This is a genomic window from Vibrio crassostreae, from assembly GCF_024347415.1.
In the GTDB taxonomy this organism is placed as follows: domain Bacteria; phylum Pseudomonadota; class Gammaproteobacteria; order Enterobacterales; family Vibrionaceae; genus Vibrio; species Vibrio crassostreae.
Window position 1 is genome coordinate 12,464 of the sequence record NZ_AP025477.1, and the last position, 11,863, is coordinate 24,326.

9 protein-coding genes, 5 tRNA genes and 1 rRNA gene are annotated in these 11,863 nt (G+C 42.6%); 12 read left to right on the forward strand and 3 right to left on the reverse strand.

Annotated features, from left to right (window positions below; all coding sequences use genetic code 11):
- Window positions 1-315 precede the first annotated feature (315 nt).
- Window positions 316-930, forward strand: a complete 615-nt coding sequence (locus tag OC193_RS15810) for a YitT family protein (protein ID WP_017065874.1) — start codon at window positions 316-318, stop codon at window positions 928-930.
- A 108-nt stretch (window positions 931-1,038) separates the two neighbouring features.
- On the opposite strand, the gene sigZ is transcribed toward OC193_RS15810, so the two are convergent.
- The gene (gene sigZ, locus OC193_RS15815; protein WP_017107337.1) at window positions 1,039-1,653 is read right to left on the reverse strand and encodes an RNA polymerase sigma factor SigZ; all 615 of its coding nucleotides are present in this window, start codon (window positions 1,651-1,653) and stop codon (window positions 1,039-1,041) included.
- Entirely contained in the window at window positions 1,637-1,933 is a 297-nt protein-coding gene (locus tag OC193_RS15820) for an ArsR/SmtB family transcription factor (RefSeq protein ID WP_004733042.1), read from the reverse strand. Before OC193_RS15820 ends, sigZ begins: the two co-directional genes overlap by 17 nt.
- A 233-nt stretch (window positions 1,934-2,166) precedes the next feature.
- On the opposite strand from OC193_RS15820, the gene OC193_RS15825 reads away from it, so the two are divergent.
- From OC193_RS15825 to OC193_RS15840, 4 genes are all read left to right on the forward strand, one after another.
- Window positions 2,167-3,267: a permease gene (locus tag OC193_RS15825; protein WP_048663762.1), complete on the forward strand. Its 1,101-nt coding sequence runs from the start codon at window positions 2,167-2,169 to the stop codon at window positions 3,265-3,267.
- Window positions 3,268-3,683: 416 nt separating this feature from the next.
- Complete coding sequence (locus OC193_RS15830) at window positions 3,684-5,039, forward strand: TackOD1 domain-containing metal-binding protein (protein WP_048663761.1); 1,356 nt, start codon at window positions 3,684-3,686, stop codon at window positions 5,037-5,039.
- A complete protein-coding gene (locus OC193_RS15835) occupies window positions 5,026-6,342 on the forward strand; it encodes a glycosyltransferase family 2 protein (RefSeq protein ID WP_048663760.1) in 1,317 nt (438 codons plus the stop codon). The genes OC193_RS15830 and OC193_RS15835 overlap by 14 nt, the downstream gene beginning before the upstream one ends.
- On the forward strand, window positions 6,309-7,382 hold the full coding sequence (locus OC193_RS15840; protein WP_080967411.1) for an HlyD family secretion protein: 1,074 nt from the start codon (window positions 6,309-6,311) through the stop codon (window positions 7,380-7,382). The genes OC193_RS15835 and OC193_RS15840 overlap by 34 nt, the downstream gene beginning before the upstream one ends.
- Before the next feature lie 76 nt (window positions 7,383-7,458).
- Here the strand turns inward: OC193_RS15840 and trmY are convergent, their stop codons facing one another.
- A complete protein-coding gene (trmY, locus tag OC193_RS15845) occupies window positions 7,459-8,058 on the reverse strand; it encodes a tRNA (pseudouridine(54)-N(1))-methyltransferase TrmY (RefSeq protein WP_048663759.1) in 600 nt (199 codons plus the stop codon).
- Window positions 8,059-8,490: 432 nt separating this feature from the next.
- Between trmY and OC193_RS15850 the strand changes: the two genes are divergently transcribed.
- The 7 genes from OC193_RS15850 to OC193_RS15880 all read left to right on the forward strand — a co-directional run bounded on the left by OC193_RS15850 (window position 8,491) and on the right by OC193_RS15880 (window position 11,762).
- Entirely contained in the window at window positions 8,491-9,015 is a 525-nt protein-coding gene (locus OC193_RS15850) for a DUF3087 family protein (protein WP_048661642.1), read from the forward strand.
- A gap of 569 nt (window positions 9,016-9,584) precedes the next feature.
- Window positions 9,585-11,139 (forward strand): 16S ribosomal RNA (locus OC193_RS15855).
- A gap of 124 nt (window positions 11,140-11,263) precedes the next feature.
- Window positions 11,264-11,339 (forward strand) — tRNA-Glu (locus OC193_RS15860).
- A 2-nt stretch (window positions 11,340-11,341) separates the two neighbouring features.
- Window positions 11,342-11,417: transfer RNA gene (locus OC193_RS15865), tRNA-Lys, on the forward strand.
- A 25-nt stretch (window positions 11,418-11,442) separates the two neighbouring features.
- A tRNA-Val gene (locus tag OC193_RS15870) sits at window positions 11,443-11,518 on the forward strand.
- Between the two features lie 24 nt (window positions 11,519-11,542).
- A tRNA-Ala gene (locus OC193_RS15875) sits at window positions 11,543-11,618 on the forward strand.
- A gap of 68 nt (window positions 11,619-11,686) precedes the next feature.
- Window positions 11,687-11,762: transfer RNA gene (locus OC193_RS15880), tRNA-Val, on the forward strand.
- Window positions 11,763-11,863: the final 101 nt, after the last annotated feature.

The window sequence follows — 11,863 nt, forward strand, 5'->3', positions numbered from 1 at the left end:
ATTTAGTCTATGCGTTTTATGCATAGATTTAAGCATCGCTAGAATCAGGCCGAAACGTGACCAATAAATAAGAAAACTCGAAGCTAACTCATTCCGCGATAGAAGCATGCATTTAGTAATTAAAGCTTAACTACAGGTTTTTAACTATCTGTTTAATTGAAGAATTCACAAAACTGTAAAAACTAATATACAAACTAATCACTAAGCAACATTGCTCGTTCACTCGACTTATCTGTCAAACATCGTAAATTTGGGCGTAAATCGTTTCAAAACTACTGAAACGCGATGTTAAAAGATTCAGGGAGAGTCATTCACATGGATAAAGATCATAACCTTCGCGAAAACTTACTGGCACTGATCTTAGGTAGTGCGCTAGTGTCACTCGGCGTTATCTTTTTCAATCAAGTCGGTTTGCTCACCGGAGGCACGGCTGGTCTAGCGATCTTCATTACCAAAGTGACAGATTTGAGCTTTGGCCAAGTGTTCTTCGCACTTAACTTACCTTTCTATATTTTGTCGGTCGCTCGTATGGGGTGGCGCTTCACCATCAACACCTTTATTGCAGTTTCGATTGTTTCGTTCGCCGTGGATCATTTGTATCACGTGATTCAGATTGCGGAAATTCATGCATTGTATGCAGCTTTACTTGGTGGTGGCTTAATTGGTACCGGCATGTTGGTGATCTTCCGTCATAAAATGAGCTTAGGTGGCTTCAACATTCTGGCGCTGTTCTTACAAGAACGTTTTGGGATTCGTGCGGGTAAGGTTCAGATGGCACTAGATTGCACGATTGTTGTGCTTTCACTATTTATCGTTGATGTGTCACTGGTTCTTCTGTCTGTACTTGGTGCGATAGTCACCAACTTGATTCTGGCGATGAACCATAAACCGGGACGTTATCAACCAGTCGTAAAAGCGGAAGCGGCGTAGTAAGTGGAAGCAGAGTAGTTAGGTTCACTTAATCAAAGTAATTTACAGATTATGAAAACAACAAAGCCAGCATCAATTGCTGGCTTTGTTCTATTTTAGGGATGGCTATTAGCACTTACTGCAATCGTTGTCTGGTTTGAGCTCGCAGTCAATCACATTGCCTTGTTGATCAAGTGACAGGTTACAGCACTCTTCAAACAAGTTCTTAAGATCCCCGCGACTTTTCTGAACACGAGACTTAACAGTTGAGTAGCTAATGTTTTGAGCCTCTGCGATCTCTTTCTGGCTTTGGCCTTTGATGTCGACAGCAAGCAGTAATGATGAACTTTGTTCTGGTAACGCCTGAATAAAGGGTTCAATACATAATGAAAGCTTCTGCTTGAACTCAGAATTGTGGTCTAAATCGGTAAACCAAAGATCTTCAGCATCAATTTGGCTATCACGTTGTTGTCGAGCGTGTTTACGGTAAAAGTCGATGATCGTGTGATTGGCTAATTGGAATAGCCACGACTTTACGCTGCTCGCATCTTGTACCTTATCTAAGTTCTGATAAGTCTTAATCAAGATCTCTTGAAGCAAGTCGTCTACATCGGCGGTGTTGTTGACCTTAGAATGCAAGAATGACTTTAACGCTTGCTGATACTCAGCCCAAACCTGTTCTAAGTTCAAAGATGCCCTATTCAAAGGTGCCCCGTTCAAAGGTGCATCAGTTACACTGTTCATTTACGCAACACTCGTCTTGTAAGAAATCAATCACACCTTCTAGGCACTCATACTCTGCTACACAGAATAGGGTTCTTCCTTCTCGTCTTTGGCTGATGAGGCCTGCAGACGCTAGGCTTGAAATGTGGTGAGACAAGGTGGAACCAGGGATACCTAGCTCTTCTTGTAGGCCGCCAACTGCAATGCCTTGGTAGCCAGCTTTAACGACACTCTTATAAATAGTTAGGCGAATAGGGTGTCCCAACTCTTTAAGTGCTTTCGCTACGACTTCTAAGTTCATATTAACTCCTCAAGATTTAATTTCGATATTAGTCGAAATGTTGTCTAAATACAAATGTAAAGACCGTAATTTATTAAGTCATTGAAAAATAAACTTTTTGAAAATTATTTCGATTTTTATCGAAATAAAACTTGATCTGTTACGAGATATTTCTATAATTCGAGAATATTCGAAATTAAGGGTTGGTTACTTTTCTCATAGAGTCCGGCCTTCAATCCAGTTTGGAGTTAATTATGAGCAATGAAATGTTAACAATGCTAAAAGACGCACTTGATATGTTCGCCTTCTTAGCAGTAGAGCTAATCATCCTTTTCTTGGCGATCAGCTACATTGTTGGGATTCTGCAAGAGTTTCTTACACCAGAGAAGATTCAATCTATTCTGAGCTCGCGTAACGGTAAGGGTTATGTGGTTGCAGCGCTATTGGGTGCAATTACACCTTTCTGTTCATGTTCAACGATTCCGTTTCTTAAAGGGTTGCTGCGTGCACGAGCGGGTTTCGGTCCAATGATGGTGTTCCTATTCGGTAGCCCACTATTGAACCCAGTGATCATTGGTTTGTTCGTGATTACGTTCGGCTGGCAAGTGGCGGTGTTCTACTTCCTAGTAGCAATGACGGTATCGGTAGTGGCAGGTTACGCACTTGACAAGCTTGGCTTTGAGCGTTACGTAAAACCTGAAGCGTATGAATCGACAGGTTCTGCTTCAAGCTGTGGCACTAGCTGTGGTGATTCTGCTCCTAAGAAAGCAGCGCCAGCGAAGGCAGAATCTTCTTGTGGTACCAGTGCATGTGGTGAACCTGCACCTGTAATGGCAAAAGAAACATCTTGCTGCGATTCGAAAAAAGAAGAGCCGCAAGTCACTGTTTCATGCTGTTCAGCAGATGGAAGCGCAACGGCTGAAATCGTAGAGAAGAAAGAGCCTAGCCGTTGGATGAGAATTTGGTTCTCAACTTGGAAAGACTTCAAACAAGTTTTCCCTTACCTAATGATGGGTATCGCGATTGGTTCATTCATCTACGGCTTCATTCCTACAGATCTAATTGCAGAATACGCTGGTGAAGGTATGTGGTATGCGATTCCTGTAGCAGCTGTGATTGGTATTCCACTGTACATTCGTGCTGAAGCGGTAATCCCACTAAGTGCTGCTCTAGTTCAGAAAGGTATGGCGTTAGGTTCGGTAATGGCATTGATCATCGGTAGTGCTGGTGCAAGTTTGACAGAAGTTATCTTGCTTAAATCAATCTTCAAAAACCAAATGATTGCAGCATTCCTATTCGTAATCCTAAGCATGGCGATGGGTGCAGGCTTCCTATACAGCTTCATCTTTGGTTAATCAGTTCTGATTACGAGATAGCACCATCGATAACAAGACATCGATAATAAAAAGAGCTCACATAGTTGAGCTCTTTTTTTTTGCTTAGGTTGTTCCGCCCTGAAATGTGTTTAATAAAGCATGATTATCAGACGGCGTTTGGCAGCGCGGCCGAAGTACCGTATGCAGCGAAAGCATTGGTGGCTAACACATCACAGTGATGACGATTAATAGCATCGCGTAATTGTTGGTTATGCTTAGAGCTGAAACGATACTATCGACCCGGCAGGCACATAATCTTTTCGGCTAATGATTGGACGGCTTTCATATCGATATCTAGTATTAAAATAAGGATAAATAATGTAATAGCATCGATTAAAATTTCAGAATGTAACGTTTGTTTGGCGGTGGAAGTGTCAACAGCATGGAGTTAATGAATGAGAGATAAATTAAAAATTTACTGTCTTGGAGCCCCAATCTTTGATACGGAAGATCGATGCGATGTTGTACAAGTCAATGATATTGAGCAACTACCAGATTTGCTAGGTGGTGTAGTTGTTTTAAACACAGAAGCCAGTGTACAAGATGATGTATTAAGTCAACTTCACCGTTGCAGAAAGTTTTGGTCTTGGAAGATTTATGTCTTTGAAACTAGCGCATTATCAGTTTGTTTATCTGATGGAGTTTTAAATCAAGAGACTATTGAGGAAGAACTGATCCAACATAGTAGAACGTTGAACAGTGTTTCCGAATCGACGGATACTTTAGACCCTTTAATTGGATGGTTGGGGTTAGAGCAAGATAGACGACTAACCCCTCATCGATCCCTGACTCTCAAATCGATATATTCCTACCCTTTAGTCGACTTATATTATCCAGAATTAAGTTCTACATATCGTTTTGTTTTGTCAGAAACCAAGCGTGATACGTTTAAATATGATGAGTTGATCAACCGAGTCCGTGTATGTTCTGACTGCGCTAGCGCTCATTTGAATTACATCGAAGTGTGTCCTTCATGTAAAGACATTGATATTACAGAGCGTGTCTCGTTACATTGTTTCACCTGTGGTCATGTAGCCGAACAAGGCCAATTTAAACGTAACCATAAACTGGAATGCCCTAAATGTTTAACTCAACTTCGTCATATCGGTGTGGATTATGACCGCCCGTTAGAGACTCATTCATGTAACGCTTGTTCTCATTCCTTTTCTGAAGCTGAGACTTTGGCTGTTTGTTTTAGTTGTGACGCCAAGAATGATGTTTCTCAGTTGATTGTCAGGAAAATCTATTCATTAAAGTTAGGTGTGCAGGGCGAGTATATATTTCGTCACGGCGTCAAATTATCTGCTCCAGAGCTGACACTACGCGGCAAAGTAGACAGCGGGTATTTTTCAAACCTCCTTGATTGGGTCAATCGTATCGCTATCCGTCATCAAGAAGAGCACCTTCTCCTAGGGTTACATCTCCCTGATTTAGCTCAATATGTATCTAAGAATGGAGATGCGAAAATGTTTGCTTTGATCGAACAAATTACTGAGCGCCTTAACGGTTTGTTTCGAGACTCAGATATTTGTTGTCAGTACAAAAGTGATGTTCTTTTCGTATTTATGCCTAAAGCTAAGATGGAACATATCAATGTTCTGCGTGAAAAAATAGAAGCCCTTTGTCTACTTATTGAAGACGATGATTTTACATTGAATGTGTTTGCTTGGAGCCTTCCTGACCCCATGGTTAAAGAGGACGTAGGGGTATGGTTAGAGAGTAAAGTCGGCGAAATTTATGCTGTCGAATAGCCTCAACCTTCAACAATATTTTTGGGGGATGTTACTCGAAAATACAGAGCTATGGCTCATGCTGTTCCCCATGATGGTTATTGTTGAACTACCACTTTTTTTACTTGTGTTAACAGGGATATTTCGTTGGTCTTATTCTGAGAGTGATATTGAGATAACAGAATACCCGAGCATATCTTTCGTCATTACTTGTTATGGTGAAGGGGATGCGATTGAAATTACGATAGATACACTAGTTGAGCAACTGTATCCCGGAAAGATTGAAGTGTTAGCGGTAGTTGATGGTGCAGCTCAGAATGAAGATACTTATCAAGCTGCGATTCGAGGTGAGCAGAGACATCAATCTGTAAAAAATCGAAATGTTCGAGTTATACCCAAGTGGCAAAGGGGAGGAAGAGTATCAACGTTGAATGCTGGTTTAGATAATGCCACCGGCGATTTTGTTATAAATGTTGATGGCGATACTTCTTTTGATAACGATATGGCACTGCAAATGATGAAGCAATTTACTGACAAGAATGTGATTGCTTCAGGTGGTGCGTTGCGTGTAAGAAATTGGCAGGACAACTTACTTACTCGTATGCAGTCTCTAGAATATATGTTGTCTATGCAAGCAGGAAAAACAGGGCTCTCAAATTGGGGAGTGCTAAATAATATTTCTGGAGCCTTTGGTGCATTTAGAAAAAAGGTATTAAAACAAGTTGGAGGTTGGGATACGCATACGGCTGAAGATCTCGATTTAACGATGAGGCTTAAGCAATATAAGAAACGCTACCCAAATAATAGATTGGCTTTTGCACCAAGAGCTGTCGGTCATACTGACGTGCCTCATACCTTAAAAGGATTAGTACAGCAAAGGCTTAGATGGGACGGAGATTTATTGTTTCTGTTTTTGAGGAAACACAATGAAGGACTAACCCCCCGTTTACTGGGTTGGGGGAATTTCATCTTCACTCTCGTTTATGGTGTATTGCAAAATGTATTGCTGCCGATTCTAGTTTCAGTGTTCATGTTTTATATATTTTGGGTGTACCCAATTGATTTTGTTGTTGCATTGGTAATTCTAATTTATTGCGTGTATTTGTTTACCGTAATTCTATTTTTCACTGTTTACATTGGTTTAGTTTCTGAAAGGGAGAAAGAGGACTTAAGAATGGCTAAATGGCTACCCCTATATCCTTTTTATCAGTTTTTTATGCGCTTGATTACTGCGTTCTCCATGATTAATGAATTATTTAGAAGAAGTCACGAAGAGTCGAGCATGGCTCCTTGGTGGGTATTGAAAAAAGGCAAAAGGTTTTAACAATGAAAGTAAAATTTCATCTGGATAAAAAAAACAAACCTCAATCGGATGACGGTGTAAAGGTTGCTTACGGACAAGCAAAAAGAGGGGGCTATCGTTTTCGTTGGTATTTGATCTTGAGCTTGGTAATAAGTCCGCTTTTATTTGTGGCTTATTTTTTCTTGAAGACCAATTTTCTCTTGATTGCTCCGGCTATTGTTACATCTTATCCAGTTACTCTGACTGCCAAGGTTGCAGGGATTGTTGGGCCAATTCCCATAGACGACGGAACTCAAGTCGAGCGAGCACAGACGGCAATTCAATTGACAAATTTGGAAATTGAAGCTCAAATTGAATTTATACATGCGGAATTGTTAGGGTTAAAAGTCAATTTGCCAAGCGATATGGAAGCATTGCACTTAAACGGTATTGCAGAAACGCGTCGGAACCTCAGTAAAGTACAGCAAATTCAAAAGCGTTATGAAGAATATCGTAAAAAAGGACAAGTATCGGATGTGGATTATGCCAGTATTGTTGGAATGGGTAACTCGCTGAACAACCAGTTGAATCAACAAAAGCTTGATTATCAAAGCGCGAAATTGGCTGAAGAAGAGCGGAAGTTAGCTGGACCTGTTAGTCAGGCTAAACGTTCATTGATGAAAGATTTAGCCCTTAAGCGTGTAAGAGAGCAAGAGTTATCGGTAAAGTCTCCCTATGCGGGTCGCGTCGTAGACATACATGTTGTCGAAGGGCAGCGTGTTTTTGAAGGCGATGAGCTAGTGACGATAGCAAAAAATACCGTTCCTCATATCGTGGCTTACCTAGACCCTAAATATTTAGAAGACGCGGTAAAGGGAGCAAATGCGTTGGTAAAGTTTCCTAACGGTAGCTCTTTTGAAGCCGAAGTGTCCGATTCGGTAGAAGTTGTGAGCAAATTACCAAGCCAGTTAGTAAGCCCGTTTGAAGGTCAGCCAGCGTATTTGAAAGTTGTATTGGACTTTATTACAGCACCGCCAGAAGAGTATTGGGTTGAAGGGATGACAGTTGAAGCTCGTTTTTAGTGCGGATGTTAACTGAACAAAGGAGTAAATGGAGCGATGATCGCTCCATTTTTATTTCAACAGCTATAGGGTTGAATCAGAAGCCTCTCAAATCGAGCTCATTGTTGATCAACACCACACACTGAGAAGCGAACAACATGTTTGGACCTAAACTGATTTTCTCTGTTCCCAGACGCTTTAAGCTGTTGTAGCTCTTCTTCGGCATAGGGATGTGGTCAGTTAGAAGGAAACATGGGTTTTCAGCAATCTCTGCATCACGGATAAAGTCGCCTTTCTTATCCATCATGTACAGCTGGTGGTCTTCAGCTAGCTCTTTAACCAGCTTTTCAAAACTCATCGTACGAACAGTGATGCCCGGTTCAACCTGACGCGTCCGCTCTTTTGTCATACCTTGAGATGCGTCAACCGCTCTTACTACCGCTGATAACAATGCAGACTCGTGGAAGCCACCAATGTTGGTGATCTCGTTTGAATCGAATGTAATCGTACGTGAAAAGTCTTTAGTACTTTCTAATACAAGGTGTACGGTGACATTCTCACGGTGAGATTGAGCAACGAAGATCGTGTTCATCAGAGTATGAGCCAGAATCTCAGTATGAGCATCTTGCCCAACACCTTCTAAGATAAGTTTGCTCTCTGTAGGGGCTGCGCGAGCGCGTAATACAAATGAACGCATGGAATGTACCTTGTCAGTATGTGATAAAGCGAAACGGGCTTTATCAACATGAATTGATGAATAACCAAAATTGTGGCGGTATGTAACTCTTTTCTATTAATGAAGTCAAATAGAGTTGCGTATAGCGCCAACCAGAAGAACTCTACGTATTAAATAGAGAATGACCACATTACAAGATGGTAAGGGTTGAAGCGACCCAATGTTTACGTAGATAGTATGCGCAAATTATTAGGTGACTTATACCAATCACAGTAAGTAAGTGACCATAAATAGCGCAGGAAAAAGGCTTAAGAGCAAGGTGCCTCTATTCGACAAAGAGTTTCGATAAGTAGTTATTCTACAGTCAAAATTTCTAACGCGGCTATTGAGCATTTTAACAAGCTAGAATGACCAGTTATTTACTACGATTGGTATTATTTAAGGAAGTAGTCGATGAAGTTACAGAAGATCAATAAAGAAGAATATAGAAAGAAGATGAACCTGCTGTTGGTTTCGTTGGTTGGGTCACTCGCTGTGTTCGCCATTGTATTCGGAACCATACTGATCGATCTATTCGGTTCAGGACAATCAATCGCAGGCGAATCGACAGGTAATTTCCACTTGAACGTATTAGGTGTGATCTTATCAGTCGCATTGAATGCATTTATCGCGAGTCGTGTGAAAGGGCATGATTACTTCAAAGAAGCACTTTATGTGTGGAACCTTAAACAAATCCATAATCAAATCTATCGCAAACTCAAGCGTATTCAACTCAAAGCTGAGCAAGGCGACCGAGACGCGCTGACCGTCCTTTACTTCTATTACACCACGCAAAAACAGGTATACGACCTAGACAACAACACATTGACGATAAAAACAGTTCAGCAATCGCTAGATAACATCCTAGAACTGAGTGAGAAATGGAGCATTGAGCTAGATATAGAGGCTTTTTCGAAAGATCTAATCGCAAAGTTTTAAGTAATATGCCCATTATTGTATGAGCTTTGAGCGACGAAAGAACCTTTTGACGTAAAAGTAGCCACTTAAGCAAGTTTTTTGAATTTTTATCAAAAAAGGGGTTGCCATGTTTTCGATGATCTCTATAATTCCGCCTCACTGACACGGCAGACGCCACAAGGCTTCAGCAGTAATCAGTAAGACGGAAAGTTCGAAAGAAATTAATTTTAAAAAGTGTTTGACACTTAAGATTAAATCGCTAGAATTCACGTCCGCTTTCAAAGGTTTCTTTGTAAAAAGAAAGTTTCGATGAGCAAAGCTCTTTAACAATTTAAACCTATCAATCTGTGTGGGCACTCGTTGATGAATATCAAAACGTTTTATCGTTAGATAAAACAGATTCTTCGGAATCAAAATTGATTTCAATGAACTGAGTGACCAATCAAGTCTTAGGACTTGGCACAGTCAATTCATTATCTTTCTGTTGGAAAGATAATAGCTTTAGAATTACTTCTTACTTTTGAGTGAGAATGGATTTTGAAGTCAGTATTCGTTGAGTCACACCTATTAATTTAGGTAATCAAAACTTTAAATTGAAGAGTTTGATCATGGCTCAGATTGAACGCTGGCGGCAGGCCTAACACATGCAAGTCGAGCGGAAACGACTTAACTGAACCTTCGGGGAACGTTAAGGGCGTCGAGCGGCGGACGGGTGAGTAATGCCTGGGAATATGCCTTAGTGTGGGGGATAACTATTGGAAACGATAGCTAATACCGCATAATGTCTTCGGACCAAAGAGGGGGACCTTCGGGCCTCTCGCGCTAAGATTAGCCCAGGTGAGATTAGCTAGTTGGTGAGGTAAGAGCTCACCAAGGCGACGATCTCTAGCTGGTCTGAGAGGATGATCAGCCACACTGGAACTGAGACACGGTCCAGACTCCTACGGGAGGCAGCAGTGGGGAATATTGCACAATGGGCGAAAGCCTGATGCAGCCATGCCGCGTGTATGAAGAAGGCCTTCGGGTTGTAAAGTACTTTCAGTAGGGAGGAAGGTGTTGTAGTTAATAGCTGCAGCATTTGACGTTACCTACAGAAGAAGCACCGGCTAACTCCGTGCCAGCAGCCGCGGTAATACGGAGGGTGCGAGCGTTAATCGGAATTACTGGGCGTAAAGCGCATGCAGGTGGTTCATTAAGTCAGATGTGAAAGCCCGGGGCTCAACCTCGGAACCGCATTTGAAACTGGTGAACTAGAGTGCTGTAGAGGGGGGTAGAATTTCAGGTGTAGCGGTGAAATGCGTAGAGATCTGAAGGAATACCAGTGGCGAAGGCGGCCCCCTGGACAGACACTGACACTCAGATGCGAAAGCGTGGGGAGCAAACAGGATTAGATACCCTGGTAGTCCACGCCGTAAACGATGTCTACTTGGAGGTTGTTCCCTTGAGGAGTGGCTTTCGGAGCTAACGCGTTAAGTAGACCGCCTGGGGAGTACGGTCGCAAGATTAAAACTCAAATGAATTGACGGGGGCCCGCACAAGCGGTGGAGCATGTGGTTTAATTCGATGCAACGCGAAGAACCTTACCTACTCTTGACATCCAGAGAATTCGCTAGAGATAGCTTAGTGCCTTCGGGAACTCTGAGACAGGTGCTGCATGGCTGTCGTCAGCTCGTGTTGTGAAATGTTGGGTTAAGTCCCGCAACGAGCGCAACCCTTATCCTTGTTTGCCAGCACGTAATGGTGGGAACTCCAGGGAGACTGCCGGTGATAAACCGGAGGAAGGTGGGGACGACGTCAAGTCATCATGGCCCTTACGAGTAGGGCTACACACGTGCTACAATGGCGCATACAGAGGGCTGCAAGCTAGCGATAGTGAGCGAATCCCAAAAAGTGCGTCGTAGTCCGGATTGGAGTCTGCAACTCGACTCCATGAAGTCGGAATCGCTAGTAATCGTAGATCAGAATGCTACGGTGAATACGTTCCCGGGCCTTGTACACACCGCCCGTCACACCATGGGAGTGGGCTGCAAAAGAAGTGGGTAGTTTAACCTTTCGGGGAGGACGCTCACCACTTTGTGGTTCATGACTGGGGTGAAGTCGTAACAAGGTAGCCCTAGGGGAACCTGGGGCTGGATCACCTCCTTATACGAAGATATTCACGATAAGTGTCCACACAGATTGATTAGGTTTAGAAAAGCAAAGAGAAGAAGAACTCCCAAGGTTCTTCAAAGTTTGTTTCTACTTTTTAAAGTGGAGATAAACTAGCAGTGTCCCGTTCGTCTAGAGGCCTAGGACACCGCCCTTTCACGGCGGTAACAGGGGTTCGACTCCCCTACGGGATACCATTGGGTCGTTAGCTCAGTTGGTAGAGCAGTTGACTTTTAATCAATTGGTCGCAGGTTCGAATCCTGCACGACCCACCATTTCCTCCCAAGGAAATAAAATTTGGGGCGATTAGCTCAGTTGGGAGAGCACCTGCCTTACAAGCAGGGGGTCACTGGTTCGAGCCCGGTATCGCCCACCATTTCCTCCCAAGGAAATAAAATATGGGGCTATAGCTCAGCTGGGAGAGCGCCTGCCTTGCACGCAGGAGGTCTGCGGTTCGATCCCGCATAGCTCCACCATTCTTTCTCCATGTAAGGATGGCTTTTATTTTCACTTTTTAAAAAGTGAAGACAAAAGAAACTATCATGGGCGATTAGCTCAGTTGGGAGAGCACCTGCCTTACAAGCAGGGGGTCACTGGTTCGAGCCCGGTATCGCCCACCATCTTTAAGCATTCTCTTCGGAGAGTTTTTAAAAATGGTTTTGAAAGTTTAAAACTTGAAAAACTCTTGCTCTTTAACAATTTGGAAAGCTGACTGATTGAT

Excerpts from the sequence above, each read along its gene's own strand:
- OC193_RS15825 (WP_048663762.1), top strand. The coding sequence starts at position 2,167 with ATGAGCAATGAAATGTTAACAATGCTAAAAGACGCACTTGATATGTTC.
- OC193_RS15835 (WP_048663760.1), top strand. The coding sequence starts at position 5,026 with ATGCTGTCGAATAGCCTCAACCTTCAACAATATTTTTGGGGGATGTTA.
- sigZ (WP_017107337.1), bottom strand. The coding sequence starts at position 1,653 with ATGAACAGTGTAACTGATGCACCTTTGAACGGGGCACCTTTGAATAGG.
- OC193_RS15850 (WP_048661642.1), top strand. The coding sequence starts at position 8,491 with ATGAAGTTACAGAAGATCAATAAAGAAGAATATAGAAAGAAGATGAAC.
- OC193_RS15830 (WP_048663761.1), top strand. The coding sequence starts at position 3,684 with ATGAGAGATAAATTAAAAATTTACTGTCTTGGAGCCCCAATCTTTGAT.
- OC193_RS15820 (WP_004733042.1), bottom strand. The coding sequence starts at position 1,933 with ATGAACTTAGAAGTCGTAGCGAAAGCACTTAAAGAGTTGGGACACCCT.
- OC193_RS15810 (WP_017065874.1), top strand. The coding sequence starts at position 316 with ATGGATAAAGATCATAACCTTCGCGAAAACTTACTGGCACTGATCTTA.
- trmY (WP_048663759.1), bottom strand. The coding sequence starts at position 8,058 with ATGCGTTCATTTGTATTACGCGCTCGCGCAGCCCCTACAGAGAGCAAA.